Source organism: Vibrio sp. 1S139, assembly GCF_041439475.1.
Taxonomy (GTDB): domain Bacteria; phylum Pseudomonadota; class Gammaproteobacteria; order Enterobacterales; family Vibrionaceae; genus Vibrio; species Vibrio crassostreae_C.
Genome location: NZ_JBGOOD010000024.1, coordinates 37,194 through 56,684 on the forward strand (window position 1 = coordinate 37,194; position 19,491 = coordinate 56,684).

Sequence of the window (19,491 nt, forward strand, 5' to 3'; positions counted from 1 at the left end):
TAAGACAGCTTTTGACAACATACTGGCTTATATAAGAAAGAGTAAGGCATTCAAAATACCTATTTTTTACTCTTATTTTTCCTTATATAAATCCTCAACATTAGACAGGAGTAAGCAAGTGAGAATTTGGCTTGTTGCATTAACTTCTTTGATTTTTCTTGCGGGCTGTGAGCAGTCAAGAGAGCAAGTGCATTTGAGTGGCCCAACGATGGGCACGAGTTACAATATTAAATACATCAATGGTGATGAATTTCCTGAGTCTAATGAAGTTCATACAGAGATCGATCGTCTACTTGAAGAAGTAAACGACCAGATGTCGACTTACCGTGAAGATTCCGAATTAAGCCGTTTCAACCAGCATAAAGGTGCGGATGCGTTCGAAGTATCTGAGCAAACAGCGACGGTTGTGAAAGAAGCGATTCGTTTGAACGGTCTTACTGAAGGAGCTCTGGATGTAACGGTTGGTCCGTTAGTTAACTTATGGGGTTTTGGTCCTGAAGCTCGTCCTGAAGTTGTGCCATCAGATGAAGAGCTGGCGGCTCGCAAGGCTAAGATTGGTATCCATCATCTTAGTGTTGAAGGCAACATGTTGAAGAAAGACCTACCTAACCTGTATGTCGATCTATCCACGATTGCAAAAGGTTGGGGTGTTGACGTCGTCGCTGACTACCTTGATTCTATCGGTATTCACAACTACATGGTTGAAGTCGGTGGCGAAATTCGTCTGAAAGGTTTAAACCGTGAGAACGTGGGCTGGCGTATCGCGATTGAGAAACCAAGCGTTGATGAGCGTAATATCCAAGAGATCATCGAGCCGGGTGATATGGCTATCGCAACCTCTGGTGATTACCGTAACTATTTTGAACGTGATGGTGTTCGTTACTCACACATCATCAACCCTGAAACAGGAAAGCCTCTTCACCATAAAGTGGTTTCTGTGACTGTTTTAAACCCGTCTTCAATGACTGCAGACGGCTTATCTACGGGCCTTATGGTCTTAGGTGAGGAAAAAGGAATGGAAGTCGCAAACCAACATAACATCCCAGTGTTCATGGTGGTAAAAACAGCAGATGGCTTTAAAGAAATTGCTTCTGAAGCATTTAAGCCATACTTAGGTAAATAAGGTAAGCGAGATAATTATGAATACATTTCTGATTACATTTGGTGTTTTTCTTGCAGTAATCGCAGCGATGTCAATTGGCTACATTATCCAAAAGAAAGTTGTGAAAGGTAGCTGTGGCGGTTTGGGTGCTGTTGGTATTGATAAAGTATGTAACTGCCCTGAACCTTGTGACGCGCGTAAGAAGCGTGAAGCACGTGAAGCTTACCGTGAAGAGAAGCTGGCTGAGCGTCAACAAAAAGAAGCGGCTTGGAGTAAAGACCGTATCGCTTAATTGGTGACAGTCATAGGGGATAGAGTTATCTATGCCCTCAAATTGAAAAGCTCAAGATTATCGTCTTGAGCTTTTTTAGTTTTGAGGTCTAGCAATTAATCTTGGTATACCAAAAATGGAAACAGAGGCGAATGACTATTGTTCGATTTGCATGCTGTTACGCGCAAACACTAGTTGGTTTCTACCTTGCTCTTTTGCCGTATAAAGAAGCTCATCAGCGGCTTTGATCTGCTCATCTAGCTTCGCGTCTAAATCGGTTACGCCGATACTGATACTGACCTTGATTCTTTGAGAGTCATGCTTAACAACATGGCTTTCAATGGCTTCTCTCATGGACTCTAAGTTGTCAACAAAGCTCTCAAACGAACCACACGACTGAATACAAAATTCTTCGCCACCGAAGCGTACAGCAACATCATCTTTAAAATGGTCTTTGATGATCTTGCCGACTTCCACGAGGACTGCATCACCACCATCGTGACCGTAGGTGTCGTTCACTTTCTTGAAGAAGTCGATATCCATCATGGCTATACTGCGCTGCTCACAACCTTTACATGTTTGATTGAACAGGTAACGACGGTTCCATAAGCCAGTAAGAGCATCCTCGTTGGCATGTCGAAATAGCTCGTTGGCCGCTTCTTTCATATCAAGCAGTTGATGGATACGGCAAAAAAATTCTTCTTGGTTAAAAGGCTTGTAAAGGAAGTCGTTAGCCCCCGCTTTAAGGAATCGAGCTGTCATGGTGCGATCATCGCTGCCTGATAACCCTAGAATAGCCAACTGGTTTCTGTCGTGATCGCGTCGTATCTCACGGATCATCGCTATACCGTCTTTCTTCGGCATATCATGGTCTGTAACAACGAACGTAATATCGGGAGCGTTATGAAGGAGCTTTAATGCTTGTTCGCCATCTTCGGCTTGGATAGTTTGGATATATTGGTGTTCTAGAAGTTGAGCTATGTAACGGCGAACGACCGCTGAATCATCGACAACCAATGCTTTGTGATGGCGATTATTCGAAATTCTTTGAACCAGGGGAAGTAGGTAGCTTACTGATGACATACTGTCTTTAAGTATGTAATCGATAACGCCTTTGGCTAGGACTTGCTCTCGCAGTTGATTGTCGAACATCCCGGTCAGGACAATGATTTTCTGTTGATAGCCTAAGACGAGGTCAATGATCTTGCCGTCTTGGCCGTCAGGTAAACAGTAGTCGAGGACTGCACACAAGAAATCCGTTTCTTGCTCTAAGATCGCTTTGGCTTCTTCTACAGATTCCGCCAACGCAACTTCATAGCCATCGTTCTTAAATTGTTGGTAAAGATAGTTTCTGAATGCGCGACTATCCTCTACCACTAGTATTTTTTCACTCAAAAGCTATCCCTACTTATAGACTAAATACTCCTAACAATACTATCAGAATAGTGGGCGGCGAATGAAGTGAAACCTGTTGAGCTGGACTCCAGATCATTTTAAATCTGAGAATAATTGATTATACTGTTCATAGATACAGTTGTAAGGTTGAGTTATTTCCAAATGTGCAGTTCGGACCAAGAGAAAGTCAGAAAAATAATCCATGTCGATATGGATTGTTTTTACGCGGCTGTAGAAATGCGTGATAACCCTGCTTACCGAAATCGCCCGTTAGCTGTTGGTGGGCATGAAAAGCAACGCGGCGTTTTGAGCACCTGTAATTATGAAGCCCGCAAGTTTGGTGTTCGCTCTGCAATGCCTACCGGAAAGGCCCTACAGCTTTGTCCTAATCTATTGGTTGTGCCGGGAAGAATGTCGGTCTATGTCGAGATATCTAAAAAGATCCGTGAAATCTTCTCTCGATACACATCAATCATTGAACCACTTTCCTTGGATGAAGCTTTCCTTGATGTCACCGATTCTAAGCGGTGTCACGGTTCAGCAACACTTATTGCCGAGTCTATTCGCCGTGATATTTGGAACGAACTGAACCTGACAGCTTCTGCAGGAATTGCACCGATTAAATTCTTGGCGAAAGTGGCCTCAGATCTGAATAAGCCCAATGGTCAGTTTGTTATCCCTCCACAAGACGTGCAATCAGTGATCGATGAGCTACCACTTGAAAAGATTCCCGGTGTCGGCAAAGTGAGCATAGAAAAGCTGCACCAAGCGGGTTTCTTTACTTGTAAGGATATCAAAGAGTCTGACTATCGAGACCTGCTACTCAAGTTTGGCCGTCAAGGTGCATCACTCTGGAAGCGCAGTCATGGCATTGATGATCGAGAAGTTATCATCGAGCGCGAGCGAAAATCGGTAGGTGTAGAGCGCACCTTTACCCAAAACATTTCAAGCTACGCAGAATGTTGGCAGGTAATCGAAGATAAGCTATTTCCTGAACTCGAGACTCGCTTAGAAAAGGCTAGCCCAAGCAAAGCGATCATCAAGCAGGGCATTAAGCTCAAGTTCGCCGACTTTCAACAAACCACGATTGAACACATCCATGCCTCTCTCGATCGTGAACACTTCAAAGAGCTGCTTAGTGAAATACTGAAAAGACAACAGGGGCGAGAAATACGCCTGCTTGGTTTAAGCGTAATGCTGCAACCTAAAGACCAAATGCGTCAGTTGAGCTTCTTTTAAAGATAATGAGTGAGATGAATACCGACTACGCTTCATAGCCTAGTCGGTTTTTTATAAGTAAGAATTACCTAGGAAGTTGTTTTACTCGCGCTAAGGTATCACTGAACGGTTGCTGCTCTAGCTTGCCGTAACCGACCATTTTACTGGCTTTGAGTTTGGTTGAAAGCGGGGTGGCGATTCCACATAAGAAGCGAGTAATTGCCTCGTCGGTAATCAGTTGTTGGCTAGCCGAAATAAACTCATGTATCCATGTCATCACCGTCTCATCATCGATAGGTTCAACATCAACGGTTGGTAAGATTGCCACTTCTCCTCGACATACAGAGCAGTGACCGCAGTTTGTTGGTGCTTTATCATCGGCAAAATAACTCGCAAGGCGTGAGCTTAGGCAAGTATCCGCCTCAAAGAAATTCAGCATTTGGTTAAGGCGGTTTATCTCGCTGTTTTCTTTTGCTTTAAACAACTCAGTTAGACGCTCTGACAGTTGCATCATATCTTCAGAAGTATTGTGGATCGCGTAGACATCGGTGATCTGCTTGCTTTCTAGTTCAATCCAACCTTGTTCATTGAAGTAGTCGATAGCCGCAATCACACGCTGACGATCGGCTTGGAAGTGTGTCCAAAGCGCATCGAAGTCGACTTGGCACCACACTCTTGCTTGAGGAGAGCATTGGAAAATCGCTTCGACAAATTGACGACGTTCACTTTGAAATTGCTCTGTGATCTGCTGTTTCGGACGAATGAACTTAAATTTGTAGTCTGCGAAGTAGCTGTACTTGGGCTCAATCACACCTTCAATTTCGAGATACACCAGTAGTGTTTTTAGCGGTAACTGACGAATGTTGGATTCACGTGATAGTTGATTAAGCATGATCTCCCATTGATTCGAGCCAGAAGCGCCAATGTTTTGATTTTCGTAGATCTCTTTTAATACCGCTTGGATCGATATGTTGTCTGGCGTATCACCAAAAACGAAGTTCTCGAGTGTGCTTAAACCGTGTTTGTTAGCCAGTAAAATACATTCAGACGCTTGCCCATCTCGACCAGCTCTGCCGATCTCTTGTGAGTAGTTTTCGATCGATTTTGGTAAGTCAAAGTGAATCACTCGGCGAATGTTGGACTTATCCACGCCCATACCAAACGCGATAGTTGCGACGATACAGCTCACGTCATCATTCATGAATTGGTGTTGAATAGCATCTCTATTTTCAGGCTTAAGACCCGCATGGTAAGCCACTGCATTAACGCCAGCATTGCGAAGCTGCTGAGCCACCATCTCTGCCGTTTGTTGAAGGGTGACATAAACAATAGTCGGAGCGAGAGAAGCTTGGTTAACCACATTGCACAAGGTTTCTAGCTTACTGGTTTGTTCACAAGGTTGAATCGACAGATCGAGATTTTGACGATAGAAACCCGTAACCACAACGCGCTCCTCATCAATTTCAAACTTTGACTTCATATCTTGGATAACCGCTGTAGTCGCAGTGGCTGTCAGTAGTAGAACCTGAGGAATATTGAGCTGTTTTTGGTATTGAGAAAGCTTCAGGTAGTCGGGTCTGAAGTTGTGTCCCCATTCTGAAATACAGTGCGCTTCATCGACCACAAGCAGTGAGATCGACACTTGGGAGATAAACTGACGAAAGCGTTCGTTCTTCAAGCGCTCGACGGAGATCATGAGGATCTTGGTGTCACCGTTACGCACTGACTGCATAACCTGTTGTGTGGTTTGTCGGTCTTGGTTTGATTCGATTGCCGCTGCGCTAATGCCTTTACTGTGCAGGAAAGCGAGTTGGTCTTTCATCAAGGCTAACAGTGGCGATATCACCAAGGTTAAGTGCGGTAACTCTAATGCTGGTAATTGATAGCACAGCGATTTACCTGAGCCTGTCGGGAATATCGCGGCAGTCGAGTGACCAGATAGAACGTTATCAATGACTTGCTTTTGCCCATTGCGCAGTGAGTCGAATCCGAATACTTGTTTTAGCTTCTGCTCAATCATTTATGTTCTACCTGAGTTATTAAGTGTCGTATTGATGCTAAAGCGGGCGCCCATTCATGATAGCGTCGCTTGATGAATCAAATGTCTTGCACCTGATTGTACCTAATTCTATTCTGTAGCTCCTATAGAAAAGCACCCCAATAGTATGAATAAGTCTGAGCTTCGCCAAATAATCATAGAGCAACTTGAATCCCGATTACGTATCGCACAATCTGCTACTCAACGCGCTATTGATGCTGCGACAGATGAAGAGACAGTGCTTGAACATAAGTACGATACATTGGCATTAGAAGCTTCGTATCTCGCCCATGGTCAAGTGGTGAGGGTACAAGAGTGTGAAGACGATATTCAGTGTTATCGTAACTTAGTGTTGCGTGATAGTGAGAAGGTTACGGTGAGCAGTTACGTTGTGGTCATTGACGAGCATGATCAATATAAACACTTTTTTATGGGGCCGAGAGTCGGCGGACTTTCTGTCACGTGGAATGAGAATGAGATTGCCATCGTGACGGCAAATGCACCTTTTGGCCAGGCTCTAATGGGTAAAGAAGTTGGTGATGAGATTGAGTTTAAGGTCGCAGATAAACAGTTTTGCTACGAAGTTATCTCTATCGACTAACTAACTGACTAATAGATATAAAACGTTTCTCTGACAAAGGAGCATATACCAAGGGTATAGTAATCTGTCAGATTGATGAGAGGATGTTATGAAAAACAATGTATTAATTGCATCACTAACAGCGGTTATCGCTGTTGTGAGCTTGCCAACGTTTGCTGCTCAGTGTCGAGTTGATTTGAAGAATGAACTACGAATTGATGACCAAAAAGTCGAAATCCATCAAGTGAATGGTGATACGGCCGTTTTTGATGATAACAACGACCTCTATATTCATGGTGAGAAGGTTGAGCTTGATGCCGACCAACAAGCGGCGATTGAGAAATATCGCGAAAACATGAGTGAGTACTTACCTCGAGCGAAACAAATGGCCAACGATAGCTTAGCGTTAGCCAATGACGTGATTGATGATATCGCGGCTAGCCTGGATTCACCTGAGTCATTTGATAATGTAAAAGAATCAATGAAAACCTACTTTGCAGAACTGGAAGCGCGTTATTACAAAGATGGCGAATTAGTGTTGCCTGCAGAAAGCTTTGATTCGATGGCCAATGGCTGGTCTGAAGATTTCGAGAAGGCGAAAGAAATCTTTAACCAAGAATTTATCTCTAGCGCTTTTAATGCGATGTCAGAAAAAATGAAACAAGACGGTGGCCTAAACCTGACTGAACTGGCTGACAGTATGGCTGAATTAAAGCTGAAAGTTGAAGAGCGAATGAAAGAACACTCTCAACAAGTACAGGAGGAAGCGAATGAGTTCTGTGATTCACTTGATGAGATGGCAGAACAAGAGCAAGAACTGCATGAAATCATTCCGAACTTAAAAGATTACCAAGTCTTCACAATTTAATTCGAGTCTAGTGATGAATAGTAAGAGCACCGGTCGGTGCTCTTTTTGTTTGTATAAATGGAACCACACGGCGAGTATTTATCTCAATTCAATCCATTTCCTTCTTAAGCCTACCGCTTCGCTTTGTTGCTTATAATTGAACGATAAGACTGGTTTTTTGTTAATTTTGTTGTTCTAAATAGCGCATTGATTGTAAAAATCAGAGAATTGTTCATTTATTGGTTGTGCCTATCATTGCTTTTTATTACTGTACTTCTCAACTAGTTCACTGATTTTTAATGCGGGCGATATGGACCAACAATCTTCCTCTTCAAGAGAGCACTTTAGCTCTCGTTTAGGTTTTATTTTAGCAGCGGCTGGTGCAGCGGTTGGCTTGGGTAATATTTGGGGTTTCCCGACTCAAGTTGCTAGCAACGGTGGTGGCGCTTTCCTTTTAGTCTATTTGATCATGATCTTCGTGGTTGCTTTCCCTATGTTGGTGGTTGAGATGGCTATAGGCCGTCACGGCCAAGCAAACCCAGTTGATAGCATGCGATCTTTGACGACAAACCCTTTGGGTAAGAAAGTCGGTGAGTTTGTCGGTTGGGTTGGACTGAGTGTACCAAGCGCAGTGTTGGCGTTTTACAGTATTGTTGGTGGCTGGTTGATCTGTTTCCTAATTGGTGCGGTCGCGGATCTTATCGGCCTAGAAGCGATTGCTGATTGGTTTAAGGGCTTCAGTGTTGAGCGCAACGTATTTGGTACCGTCGCGTTCTATGTACTGACTATCTTGATTGTGCAGGGCGGTGTTAAGCAAGGCATCGAGAAATGGTCGACTCGTTTGATGCCTGCGCTGTTTGTTTTATTTGGCTTATTGTTTGTTTACATCATGACGCAATCTGGCGCGATGGAAGGCCTAAAACATTACCTTATTCCAGACTTTGAGAAAGTGTGGGATAGAAAACTGATTCTGGCGGCAATGGGACAGGGGTTCTTCTCACTCACTATTGGCGGTTGCTCGATGTTGGTTTATGGCTCTTACTTAAGCAAGAAAGAGAACCTACCAAAAATGGCGATGAACGTAACTCTGGTGGATACTGCTGTCGCTTTTATTGCTGGATTAGTGGTGATGCCAGCAATGTTTGTTGCGATGCAAAAAGGCGTTCAAATCTACGCTGAAGACGGCTCACTATTAAGCTCTGACACTCTAGTATTCACGGTTTTGCCGTTGATGTTTGATAGTTTAGGTGTGCTTGGACAGATCTTTGCGATTGTGTTCTTTTTACTACTAACGATTGCTGCACTGACTTCTTCGATTTCGATGCTTGAAGGCCCGGTTGCGCTAGTGAGTGAGCGTTTCAATACTAGACGAACGCCAACAAGCTGGGTGATTGGTGGTGCTATCGCGCTGTTTAGTGTGGTGATTGTTTACAACTTTGCTGCGATGTTTGGCATGGTAGCGATGATTGCAACTCAGTATCTTCAACCAGTCGCTGCACTGATGTTCTGTGTGTTTGGTGGTTGGGTATGGAGCCGAGCTTCAAAAGTGAAAGAGCTTGAACAAGGCAGTCCTGATTTTCAACTTGGTTGGTTTGGTAAGGTTTGGCCAATGTATGTGAAGTTTGTGTGCCCAATTTTGGTAGCAACGGTTATCTGGGCATCTTTCGGTTAATGCAGAACCCTATCTGGGCTTTTTGAAATTACCTCCTCTGAACTTGAAATATTAAGCACAAAGCCACTCATAAAGAGTGGCTTTGTTGTTTTTATATAAAGCTTAGTGGCACGAAATATAAAGCTATAGCGGCACGAACAAGATAGAAAAAAGGCGCTGAACATAATATTCAGCGCCTTTGCATTGTTCGTTAAGCAATCGTGATTACTTAATTTCCATACCTTGAGCTTGCAAGTCCGCATGGTAAGAAGAACGTACAAACGGGCCACACGCTGCGTGAGTAAAGCCTAGCTCTAGAGCAATCTCTTTCAGCTCATCGAACTCAGAAGGCGGCACGTAGCGTTCTACTGGTAAGTGGTGACGGCTTGGTGCTAGGTATTGACCTAGTGTCAGCATAGTCACACCATGTTCGCGAAGGTCTTTCAGTACTTGAACGATCTCTTCTTTTGTCTCGCCAAGACCCATCATCACACCTGATTTTGTTGGGATATCAGGGTGCTGCTCTTTGAATTTCTTCAGTAGATCAAGAGACCACTTGTAGTTCGCACCTGGACGCGCTTTACGGTATAGACGTGGCGCTGTCTCTAGGTTGTGGTTGAAAACATCTGGCGGGTTGTCTTTCATTAGGTCAAGCGCAACGTCCATACGACCGCGGAAGTCTGGAACCAGTGTTTCGATACGAATATTTGGGTTGAGTTCGCGAATCTCACGGTTACAGTCAGCAAAGTGCTGAGCACCGCCGTCACGCAAGTCATCACGGTCAACTGAAGTGATTACAACGTACTTCAGTTTCATGTCTTGAATTGTTTTAGCCAGTTTCTTCGGCTCTTCAGCTTCAGGAGCAACAGGACGACCATGGGCAACATCACAGAACGGGCAGCGACGAGTACAGATAGCGCCAAGAATCATAAACGTTGCCGTACCGTGGTTGAAACACTCGGCTAGGTTAGGGCAAGACGCTTCTTCACAAACTGAGTGCAGGTTGTTTTTACGCATTGCTGATTTGATTTCTTGAATACGATGGCTGTCTGAAGGAAGTTTAATCTTCATCCATTCAGGCTTACGTAGAACTTCTTTCTGTTCAGCAGGCATATTCTTTACGGGAATTAATGCCATTTTGTCAGCGTCACGATATTTAACGCCTTTTTCCATTTGGATTGGTTTGCTCATGATTTTATGCTTCTGCTGTAATGTTACTGGTGGCTTGAATGTCTACTTGGTCATAGCCGAGTAGCTCTACGAGCTCTTGTATTAACTGTTGCTCAACGTTTTCTAGTTCACTTGGTCCGCCGAGTTGGCTTACCTGCGCCATTTCCATACCTTGGTAACCACATGGGTTAATACGTAGGAATGGAGACAGGTCCATATCGACGTTGAGTGCTAACCCGTGGAACGAGCAGCCACGTCGAATACGTAATCCAAGTGAACAGATTTTCTTGCCATCGACATAAACACCAGGAGCGTCAGGTCGGGCAGCTGAATCTATATTGTAAGCTTTCAGAGTATTGATTACGAGGTTCTCGATATGAGTAACCAAATCACGTACTCCGAATTTCTTGCGGCGGATGTTAATCAGAAAGTAAGCCACTAATTGGCCTGGGCCGTGGTAAGTCACTTGGCCACCGCGATCGCTTTGTATTACAGGGATATCACCGGCATTTAATACATGCTCAGCTTTGCCTGCTTGTCCTTGAGTGAAGACAGGGTTGTGTTCAACCAACCAAACTTGGTCTAGGTCTTCTTCCGTGCGTTCGTCTGTGAACTTATGCATGGCTTTCCATACAGGTTCGTAATCCTGACGGCCTAATTTTTTTACGATTAGCTTATTTTGCAAAGCTGCACTCCCTCAAGGATTAATAAAGTGAACGCATTATAAACGCGAAACATGATTCTAACTACAGACGGACTGCAAGGTTTTTCAACTTTCTTTGTATTTATTGAAAATTAAGTTGAATGAATTTGAGCTAGATAGGGCGCTTTAAATAAAAACAGCGGCAATAAGCCGCTGTTTTTCATGTGTAATCGGAGATTACAGAACCATACGAACGATTTCGATCTCGCCCAGTTCTTTATAAAGAGTTTCTACTTGCTCAATTGAAGTCGCAGTAATATTGATAGAAACAGAGTGGTAGTTACCTTTCGCACTTGGTTTTAGCGTTGGGCTGTAGTCACCAGGAGCATGACGCTGGATCACTTCTAGTACTAGCTCAGTCAGTTCTGGCTTAGCGTGGCCCATTACTTTGTAAGTGAATGAACAAGGGAACTCTAAGAGGTCTTTTAGTTTTGCATCAGAATTGATGTTCATGATTAGCTCCAAAAGGCTAGACTCTCGCAAATTGGCGAAATGTCGATAAAAAGCGTGTTCGGTCAACAGACACGAGTAATAAGGCGGAATATTACGTGTAAATATCACCGAACTCAAGATCAACAAAAGCCGCACATGGCGGCTTTTGGTTCGCTAATGAGTAAATCATGAACTTACTCATTAGGTTAGCTATACAACAAGCTTGGGTTTTACCTAGAACAAACCTTTTGCTTGTTTAGAATAAACCCTTGAACAGAAGAACTAGGTAGTCCCATAGACGGCTGAATAGGCTGCCTTGGTCTACATCTTCAAGTGCTAGTAGTGGGTATTCAGCAACGTCTTCACCGTCTACTTGGTAGAATAGTTTACCAACTACATCGCCTTTGCTGATTGGCGCTTCTAGTTCTTTCTCAAGAACGAAGCTTGCCTTCAGGTTCTTAGCTTGACCACGAGGTAGCGTTACGAAAGTATCTTCGTCGACACCCAGTGCAACTGTGTCCTTGCTACCCATCCAGATCTTCTCTTCTACGAAGGTTTCACCGGCTGTGTGTGGTGCCACTGTTTCAAAGAAGCGGAAGCCGTAGCTAAGCAGTTTTTTGCTTTCTGTTTTACGAGCATTCGCATTCTTGGTGCCCATAACTACAGCCACTAGGCGCATTTTGCCTTCTGTCGCTGAGCTTACTAGGCTGTAACCTGCATTGCTTGTGTGGCCCGTTTTGATGCCATCAACGTTCATGCTCTTATCCCATAACAGACCGTTACGGTTGTATTGGGTGATGCCGTTGTATGTGAATTTCTTCTCTGAGTAGATACGGTACTCGTCTGGTACGTCGCGAATCAGCGCCTGACCAAGTAGCGCCATATCGTAAGGCGTTGAGTATAGGTTCGGGTTGTCTAGACCGTGCACGTTAGCAAAGTGCGTGTCTTTCATGCCGATAGAGCTTGCCCAAGCGTTCATTAGGTCAACGAATGCATCTTCAGAGCCAGCGATGTGTTCAGCCATAGCAACACATGCGTCGTTACCTGATTGAATGATGATACCGCGGTTTAATTCTTCAACTTTAACCGTAGTGCCCACTTCAACGAACATCTTAGATGAATCTGGGAAGTTTTTAGCCCAAGCATTTTCACTGATTACAACATCGTCGTTTAGGTTGATGTTGCCACGGTCGAGCTCTTGGCCGATCACGTAGCTCGTCATCATCTTGGTTAAACTTGCTGGAGAAAGCTGAGTATTCATCTCTTTCTCTGCTAGTACTTTGCCTGAATGGTAATCCATCAGAACAAAACCTTTAGCGGCGATTTGAGGAGCATCAGGAACAACAATAGGAGCGGCGAATGACGATGTAGCTATCGTTGCAGAAAGAGCAACAGAAGTAGCAAAAATCGATTTAACAAGTTTATTAGATTTAATCATTTTGAATGCAATTATTTGGTGAACTATTCATATATTAACAGAATCACTCTGTCACACCAGAGCGCTGATTACCAGAAGTAACTGTTAGATTAATTAGCGAGTTAGGGTGTGTTTTTTTATATAAGCTGACGGGTAACCCATTAGCTTAACTTGTTCTAATTTCTCTTGAGTCAGAGCATAGTCATGAAATGGCCCAATCATCAGACGGTAGTTGTCATCATTTGGCTGCAAGAACGTTGCTACTTCTAGCTTTTCGGCTAGATCTTTCGCTAACTTCTCTGTTCTATCTTCATGTGGAGATGTTGCGACTTGAATAATAAATTGCGGTAAAGCAGCCTTTTTATTTGCGTCGGTTGGCATAGCCACAGTAATGACTTCAATCTCAACATTTGCCGTGCCGGTTCTCAACACATCGAGCTTGTAAGCTGCCGCATAACTAAGGTCAATGATTCGGCCTTCATGGAATGGGCCGCGGTCATTGATACGAACAATCGTCGTTTTGTTATTGTCGGTATTCGTCACTTTTACATAGCTTGGAATTGGCAATGTTTTGTGCGCCGCAGACATCGAATACATGTCATAGATCTCGCCGTTAGACGTTAAGTGACCATGAAATTTCTTACCGTACCAAGAGGCTTTGCCTTTCTCAGTAAACCCTTCGATCTTCTTTACGATCTTGTAGTCTTCGCCACGTAAAGTGTAATCCGTGTTACCACCTAAACTATAAGGTTCATACTGAGGGTGAGCATCCTCGAGATGCTCTACTGAGATAGGTGCGTCTGGTGCAATATCTGAATCAATATCGTAGCGGCCTGTTGGCTGCTTTGAAGAACAACCATTGATTAAAATCGCTAGCCCTAAGATAGAGGCTATTTTTTTGATTGGCAGCTCATCAACCAAGGATGCTTTTTTTGGAAACGTTGTAATAGACATCGATTAGGTCGCCTTTGAGAATGCTTTTCTGTGTGTATGGATCGACATTAAAATACCAAAACCAGCCATAAGGGTAACCATTGAAGTACCACCATAACTGACTAAAGGAAGAGGAACACCAACCACAGGTAGAATGCCACTTACCATGCCAATGTTTACAAAAATATAAACGAAGAAGCTCAGTACAATACTGCCGCCCATCATTCGACCGAATGCGGTTTGAGCTTGGCTCGCAAGCACTAAGCCACGTCCAATAATAAACAGGTAGATAGCAAGCAAGAACAAGATACCAATCATGCCCCACTCTTCGGCGATGACCGCAAAAATGAAGTCGGTGTGGCGCTCTGGAATGAATTCTAATTGAGATTGAGTGCCTTGCAGCCAACCTTTTCCTGATATACCACCCGAACCTATCGCAATCTTACTTTGAATGATGTGGTAACCCGCACCTAATGGATCTGATTCAGGATCAAAAAGGGTTCTAACACGCACTTTTTGATATTCACGCATCAAGAAGAACCATAGGATTGGGATAAATGCCCCTAATGCGATTGCGGCGCTAGCAATGATTTTCCAACTGATACCAGCCAGGAATATCACGAAGATACCAGATGCGGCGATAAGGATAGATGTACCTAGGTCAGGCTGCTTTGCGATTAGAATCGTCGGTACAAACACCATCACTAGCGAGATCGCTAATGTTTGGAATGTTGGTGGAAGTGAGCGCTTACCGATAAATCGTGCCAGCATCAAAGGCACCGCGAGCTTTAATAGCTCTGACGGTTGGAATCGAACAAAGCCGAAGTTTAACCAACGCTGGGCGCCTTTAGAGGCTTCACCAAAGAACAACACGCCCAATAGCAAGATGACACCACCTACAAATAGCAGTGGTGCCAAGGTTTCATAAGTACGAGGTGAGATTTGCGCTAGGAAGATCATCACACCTAAAGACAGAGCCATGCGCATCGCCTGGCGGTCCATCATCGCAAGGCTTTGTCCGCTTGCGCTGTACATGATCAGCAGGGCAAAGCCCATTAAAACCAGAATGCCAAGCAAAAGCGGCAGGTCGATATGCAGCCTTTCGAATAGGGCTCTATTTCGTCCAGTTGAAGGATCAAGTTTCATTATTTAATTGGCTCACTTTGATAATCTTCTGCAAGGATAATATGGTCTAAAATCCTTCTTACTACTGGGCCGCCGTTAGAAGAACCGCCACCTGCGTTCTCTAGAACGATAGTCACGACGGCTTCAGGATCTTCAAAAGGCGCGTAACCCGTAAAGAGGGCGTGATCGCGTAAGTGCTCTGCGATTTCGTCCGCGTTGTACTCTTCATCTTCTTTTAAGCCGAATACCTGCGCGGTACCCGATTTACCAGCGGTTTGGTAAGACATCTTCTGGAATGAACGTCTTGCCGTACCTTTCTTACCGTGGTTAGCCAGCCTCATACCTTCCTGAGCGATATCCCAATACTTCTTCTTAACCCCGGTTAGCGGTGGGTAAGTTTCAATGTCCGACATGATTTGTTCATCGAATGGACGACCGTTATCAATGGTTGAACGAAGTAGGTGAGGTGCGGTTACTTCACCTTCATTGACCAAAACTGATGTGGCTTTTGCAATCTGCATGGGTGTTGCAGTCCAGTAGCCTTGGCCAATACCAACTGGGATGGTGTCACCTTGGTACCAAGGCACACGGTGTCTTGCCATCTTCCAATCACGAGTTGGCATATTGGCTTTGCTTTCTTCATAAATATCGATGCCAGTATAATCACCAAAGCCGAACATCATCATCCATTTGGATATGCGATCAATGCCGAGATCATAAGCAATTTGGTAAAAGAAAGTATCCACTGACTCTTCAATCGCTTTCTCTATATCAACGACCCCGTGTCCCCAACGCAACCAGTCACGGAATGGTCTTGTTTTTGAATTAGGGATCTTCCAATAACCTGGGTCATTACGCGTTGTATTAGGTGTAATCACACCTTCTTGCAGAGCCGCAACAGCAATGAATGGCTTGATCGTCGATGCTGGTGGGTAAATACCTAGCGTTGCACGGTTAACCAAAGGGCGGTCTTTGTCTTGAAGCAGGGCGTTATAACCTTTAGACGAAATACCATGTACGAATGCATTTGGGTCGTAGCTTGGGCTAGATACCATGGCTAACACGCCATTGTCTTTCGGGTCGAGAACGATAGCTGAGCCACGGCGGCTATCCAGTAACTTATGTACGTATAGTTGTAGCTTGATATCCAAGTTGAGCACGATATCTTTACCCGGAACCGACGGTACAAATTTTAGAGTACGGATCACTCGTCCACGGCTGTTAACTTCGACTTCTTGATAGCCAGCGGTACCGTGAAGCATGTCTTCGTAGTAGCGCTCAATACCAAGTTTACCGATGTCGCGAGTGGCTTGGTAATTGGCGTCTTTCTCTTCGCGAACCAGGCGCTGCATATCACGGTCATTGATGCGCGATACGTAGCCAATCACGTGAGTTAACACATCACCATAAGGGTAGAAACGTTTTAGCGTACCTGTAACTTCAACGCCTGGGAACTTATGTTGATTTACAGAGAAGATCGCAACTTGTTCTTCGGTAAGCTGATTCAGAATAGGTACTGACTTGAAGCGTCGTGAATTGCGACGATCACGATCAAATAGTTCAATGCGCTCTGGCGGGATCTCGATTAATTCTTGTAGACGGACGAGCGTGTCATCCATATCTTTGATTTTTTCTGGTGTGATTTCTAGGTTGAAAACCGGGCGATTTTCGGCAAGAAGCACACCAGTACGATCATAAATCAAACCACGGTTGGGGGCGATTGGAACGACCTTGATACGGTTATCGTTAGAGCGGGTTTTATAGTCTTGATATTGATTGACCTGAATGTTGTACAGATTAACAACCAACATCGATATCATGACTATGATCCCCGCAAACGCAACAAAAGCACGATTAGTAAATAGTCGTGCTTCTGCTTTGTAATCACGGATTTGGCTACGTTTACGTAACATTAACGCTTATTCTCGATGATAAGGGTGGTTAGCAGTGATGCTCCAAGCTCGATACAAGCTTTCAGCCATGATAACGCGTACTAATGGGTGAGGGAGAGTAAGCGCAGACAGAGACCAACTTTGGTCTGCAGCCGCTTTACATGCAGGTGCTAATCCTTCAGGCCCGCCGATAAGGATAGAAACGTCGCGTCCATCCAACTTCCAACTTTCCAATTGCTCTGCCAGTTGTGATGTGTCCCACTTTTTACCTGGGATATCAAGCGTGACAATGCGGTTGCCTTTTGGAACCGCTGCCAACATCGCTTCGCCTTCTTTTTGAAGAATGCGTGCAATATCCGCATTTTTACCGCGCTTTCCCGCAGTAATTTCAATGAGCTCTAATGGCATATCATGAGGGAAGCGGCGTTTATATTCTTTAAAGCCTTCTTCAACCCACTTTGGCATTTTTGTGCCAACTGCGATTAACTGGATCTTCAAAGCTTAGCCCCAAAGTTTTTCTAGTTGGTACAGTTCACGGTGTTCTTCTTGCATAACGTGAAGCATGCTTGTCCCCATATCTAGAACAACCCATTCACCTTCTTGCTGGCCGTCCATGCCTAGTGGCTGCATACCTGCTTTACGTACTTCATCAGCAACATGCTGTGCAATAGAAGCAACATGGCGCTTAGAGGTACCTGTACAAACAATCATGTAATCAGTAACGCTTGATTTGCCTTCTACATCGATAGTCACAATCGATTCTGCTTTCATGTCGTCGGCTTTGTCTGCAAGAAAATCTTTTAGTTCTTCACGTAACACGGGGTGTTCCTTTAATCTGAATTTAGCTTTTTAGGGGCTGTCGACCCTAGAATATACCACGCTTTTATGCGTGAAATGGTATTGAAGCTGAAGGGATACAAAACTCTACGCTTAACTGATGAATTAGTGGCCAAGGCGACTGCTCATATTGAGTTTTTGTCATCAATTCAGCTTGAGTGAGCAACGCGAACAAAGAGTGTAATTGAGAAATCGAAACTCTTGTTAGCGCGGCGTTATAAAGCGGCTTTTTAGATTGCCAGATACGGTGTTTTTCGAAGACCTGACCGAGCGGCATGAGTTTCATTTGTTGCTGCATTTGTAGTAGCAGCGCAAGCTCTCTTTGCACGCTTCGCAGCAGAATAACCGGTTCGACACCTTCAGCTTCGAGTTGTCTTAGGATTCTCTGTGCTCGATTTCCTTTCCCTGCCAATAGGGCATCACTCCAATGGAATGGAGTGAAGTGGTTGTGGCGGCTCAGCGACTCTTCTAAGCGCACTAAGGTTAGCTTTCCATCTGGATATTGAAGTGCCAGTTTTTCGAGGCTTTGTGTGAGTGCAAACAGGTTACCCTCATGCCATTGCGCCAGCATCTGAATAGCTTCAGGATCTGGCGACAACCCGACTTGACGGCAGCGTGCTTGAACAAATTGAGGTAGCCTGCTGACATCAGGCGTCAGGCAACTTACCCAATGCCCTTGGCTAGAGAGTGCCTTGAACCATTTAGCGTTTTCTTGAGCTTTTGTCAGTTTGGTGCCAACAAGAATTAGCAAGATATCGTTGTGGATATGCTCAGAGATAGCCAACAGTTCTTTGGCTATTGCGGCATTCACGCCTGACTCTGGCAACTCAAGCTCAATGATTTGACGGCTAGAAAACAGGCTTAGCGCTTGAGTACAGTCATAGACTTGGTTCCAGTCCATACTGTTATCAATCGCAAAGCGGTGACGTTCTTCAAAGCCTTGTTGTTTTGCAGCCTTTTGAATCGCTTCTCGGCTCTCTTGCAGCAGTAGAGGTTCGTTACCAAAAATTAGGTAAACATTACTCAACTGTTTAGCCAGTTGCTCTGATAAGCGGTCAGCAAAAATACGCATCAAATAAACCTATTACTCAGCCGAATCGCTAAGTGTTGGTTGTTCTTCTGAAGCTGGTACGATCTCAACGTCGTCAATTTCAACATTCTTGATGTTGTATTGCTTTTCAAGCTCTTTCACTTGAACGTGTTCTAGTGCATCTAGATCCATGCTATCAGCTGCAATGTTCGCTTTTAGTCGAGCCATCTGACGAAGGATTTGGCTTGTTGCCAACTTACGCATCTCATCTTCGATCATGTCTCGTTCAACCGACTTCGCAAGTGCAGTTAACGGGTTATCTAGGTAACTACGGGTTACGCTGGTTGAGAATGTCTTTGAGCCTAGATCTGGGACAGTAACTCGATATCTTGCTCGGAATGTCAGTTCTTTCTCTGCTGCACGAGTGTTTTGGTATAGAGACAGAGTTCGCTCACCTACGCTCTCACTAATAATATGCAGGTTAGGTGTATTCTCAGCCGGTGGCACAATTTCTACATCATTCATACGCAGTTGACCTTTCATCATACGTGTAAACGTACTGTATTGGTCGTAACTGGTTACGGAGATCTTGTTGAGTTCTTCTGGTACGGAGTAATCACCACGTAGGTGGAAACCACACGCACTTAATAGGCTGACGGTTAAAACAACAACAGTAACTTTCAATGAAGATAGTGAAATCAGGCGCATTATTTGATGGCTCTCATGAAGGTAGAATACTTATTTAAAGGCTTTAGTTCGTTTGAGTGGTTAGGCTCAAGTCTAAAGCGCTTAAATAAGTAGACAGGGCAATTAGCTACCCTGTCTACAGACTGCTTTTGATGAACTAAGT

General features: G+C 44.3%; 19 protein-coding genes. 6 read left to right on the forward strand and 13 right to left on the reverse strand.

All coding sequences use genetic code 11. The features are described 5' to 3' along the window. Nucleotides 1-118 precede the first annotated feature (118 nt). Complete coding sequence (locus ACED46_RS10230; protein WP_017059913.1) at nucleotides 119-1,123, forward strand: FAD:protein FMN transferase; 1,005 nt, start codon at nucleotides 119-121, stop codon at nucleotides 1,121-1,123. A gap of 16 nt (nucleotides 1,124-1,139) precedes the next feature. Continuing rightward, on the forward strand, nucleotides 1,140-1,394 hold the full coding sequence (gene nqrM / locus ACED46_RS10235) for a (Na+)-NQR maturation NqrM (RefSeq protein ID WP_009848378.1): 255 nt from the start codon (nucleotides 1,140-1,142) through the stop codon (nucleotides 1,392-1,394). Between the two features lie 135 nt (nucleotides 1,395-1,529). Here the strand turns inward: nqrM and ACED46_RS10240 are convergent, their stop codons facing one another. Further along, nucleotides 1,530-2,768 (reverse strand): response regulator, encoded by a 1,239-nt coding sequence (locus tag ACED46_RS10240; protein ID WP_371721382.1) that lies wholly within the window; start codon nucleotides 2,766-2,768, stop codon nucleotides 1,530-1,532. Between the two features lie 162 nt (nucleotides 2,769-2,930). Here ACED46_RS10240 and dinB point away from each other — a divergent pair, with 162 nt between their 5' ends. Continuing rightward, entirely contained in the window at nucleotides 2,931-4,007 is a 1,077-nt protein-coding gene (dinB, locus tag ACED46_RS10245; RefSeq protein ID WP_029235195.1) for a DNA polymerase IV, read from the forward strand. A gap of 64 nt (nucleotides 4,008-4,071) precedes the next feature. Here the strand turns inward: dinB and ACED46_RS10250 are convergent, their stop codons facing one another. Next, the gene (locus ACED46_RS10250) at nucleotides 4,072-6,006 is read right to left on the reverse strand and encodes an ATP-dependent DNA helicase RecQ (RefSeq protein WP_371721383.1); all 1,935 of its coding nucleotides are present in this window, start codon (nucleotides 6,004-6,006) and stop codon (nucleotides 4,072-4,074) included. A 145-nt stretch (nucleotides 6,007-6,151) separates the two neighbouring features. Between ACED46_RS10250 and ACED46_RS10255 the strand changes: the two genes are divergently transcribed. The 3 genes from ACED46_RS10255 (at nucleotide 6,152) to ACED46_RS10265 (ending at nucleotide 9,123) form a co-directional block, all read left to right on the forward strand. Beyond that, complete coding sequence (locus ACED46_RS10255; RefSeq protein ID WP_371721384.1) at nucleotides 6,152-6,625, forward strand: GreA/GreB family elongation factor; 474 nt, start codon at nucleotides 6,152-6,154, stop codon at nucleotides 6,623-6,625. Between the two features lie 88 nt (nucleotides 6,626-6,713). Beyond that, the gene (locus ACED46_RS10260; protein WP_017059918.1) at nucleotides 6,714-7,472 is read left to right on the forward strand and encodes a YggN family protein; all 759 of its coding nucleotides are present in this window, start codon (nucleotides 6,714-6,716) and stop codon (nucleotides 7,470-7,472) included. Between the two features lie 289 nt (nucleotides 7,473-7,761). Continuing rightward, nucleotides 7,762-9,123 (forward strand): sodium-dependent transporter, encoded by a 1,362-nt coding sequence (locus ACED46_RS10265; protein WP_017059919.1) that lies wholly within the window; start codon nucleotides 7,762-7,764, stop codon nucleotides 9,121-9,123. A gap of 204 nt (nucleotides 9,124-9,327) precedes the next feature. On the opposite strand, the gene lipA is transcribed toward ACED46_RS10265, so the two are convergent. From lipA to lptE, 11 genes are all read right to left on the reverse strand, one after another. After that, entirely contained in the window at nucleotides 9,328-10,293 is a 966-nt protein-coding gene (gene lipA / locus ACED46_RS10270) for a lipoyl synthase (protein WP_017064177.1), read from the reverse strand. A 4-nt stretch (nucleotides 10,294-10,297) separates the two neighbouring features. Then, nucleotides 10,298-10,957 carry a lipoyl(octanoyl) transferase LipB gene (gene lipB / locus ACED46_RS10275; RefSeq protein WP_017068510.1) on the reverse strand — a complete coding sequence of 220 codons (660 nt, stop codon included), beginning with the start codon at nucleotides 10,955-10,957 and terminating at the stop codon, nucleotides 10,298-10,300. A 195-nt stretch (nucleotides 10,958-11,152) separates the two neighbouring features. Further along, nucleotides 11,153-11,431 (reverse strand): DUF493 family protein YbeD, encoded by a 279-nt coding sequence (ybeD, locus tag ACED46_RS10280; protein WP_026084358.1) that lies wholly within the window; start codon nucleotides 11,429-11,431, stop codon nucleotides 11,153-11,155. A 232-nt stretch (nucleotides 11,432-11,663) separates the two neighbouring features. Next, a complete protein-coding gene (locus tag ACED46_RS10285) occupies nucleotides 11,664-12,845 on the reverse strand; it encodes a serine hydrolase (RefSeq protein WP_017068508.1) in 1,182 nt (393 codons plus the stop codon). Between the two features lie 93 nt (nucleotides 12,846-12,938). Further along, nucleotides 12,939-13,778 (reverse strand): septal ring lytic transglycosylase RlpA family protein, encoded by an 840-nt coding sequence (locus tag ACED46_RS10290; RefSeq protein ID WP_371721385.1) that lies wholly within the window; start codon nucleotides 13,776-13,778, stop codon nucleotides 12,939-12,941. Nucleotides 13,779-13,781: 3 nt separating this feature from the next. Then, nucleotides 13,782-14,903 carry a rod shape-determining protein RodA gene (gene rodA, locus ACED46_RS10295; protein WP_017062334.1) on the reverse strand — a complete coding sequence of 374 codons (1,122 nt, stop codon included), beginning with the start codon at nucleotides 14,901-14,903 and terminating at the stop codon, nucleotides 13,782-13,784. Beyond that, on the reverse strand, nucleotides 14,903-16,795 hold the full coding sequence (gene mrdA / locus ACED46_RS10300; RefSeq protein WP_371721386.1) for a penicillin-binding protein 2: 1,893 nt from the start codon (nucleotides 16,793-16,795) through the stop codon (nucleotides 14,903-14,905). Before mrdA ends, rodA begins: the two co-directional genes overlap by 1 nt. A 6-nt stretch (nucleotides 16,796-16,801) precedes the next feature. After that, nucleotides 16,802-17,272, reverse strand: coding sequence for a 23S rRNA (pseudouridine(1915)-N(3))-methyltransferase RlmH (gene rlmH / locus ACED46_RS10305; RefSeq protein ID WP_065584443.1), 471 nt, complete (start codon nucleotides 17,270-17,272; stop codon nucleotides 16,802-16,804). A gap of 3 nt (nucleotides 17,273-17,275) precedes the next feature. Then, nucleotides 17,276-17,593: a ribosome silencing factor gene (gene rsfS / locus ACED46_RS10310; protein ID WP_004735247.1), complete on the reverse strand. Its 318-nt coding sequence runs from the start codon at nucleotides 17,591-17,593 to the stop codon at nucleotides 17,276-17,278. 64 nt (nucleotides 17,594-17,657) lie between these two features. After that, nucleotides 17,658-18,683 carry a DNA polymerase III subunit delta gene (gene holA, locus ACED46_RS10315; protein ID WP_371721387.1) on the reverse strand — a complete coding sequence of 342 codons (1,026 nt, stop codon included), beginning with the start codon at nucleotides 18,681-18,683 and terminating at the stop codon, nucleotides 17,658-17,660. A gap of 12 nt (nucleotides 18,684-18,695) precedes the next feature. Further along, nucleotides 18,696-19,349 (reverse strand): LPS assembly lipoprotein LptE, encoded by a 654-nt coding sequence (lptE, locus tag ACED46_RS10320; RefSeq protein WP_371721388.1) that lies wholly within the window; start codon nucleotides 19,347-19,349, stop codon nucleotides 18,696-18,698. Nucleotides 19,350-19,491: the final 142 nt, after the last annotated feature.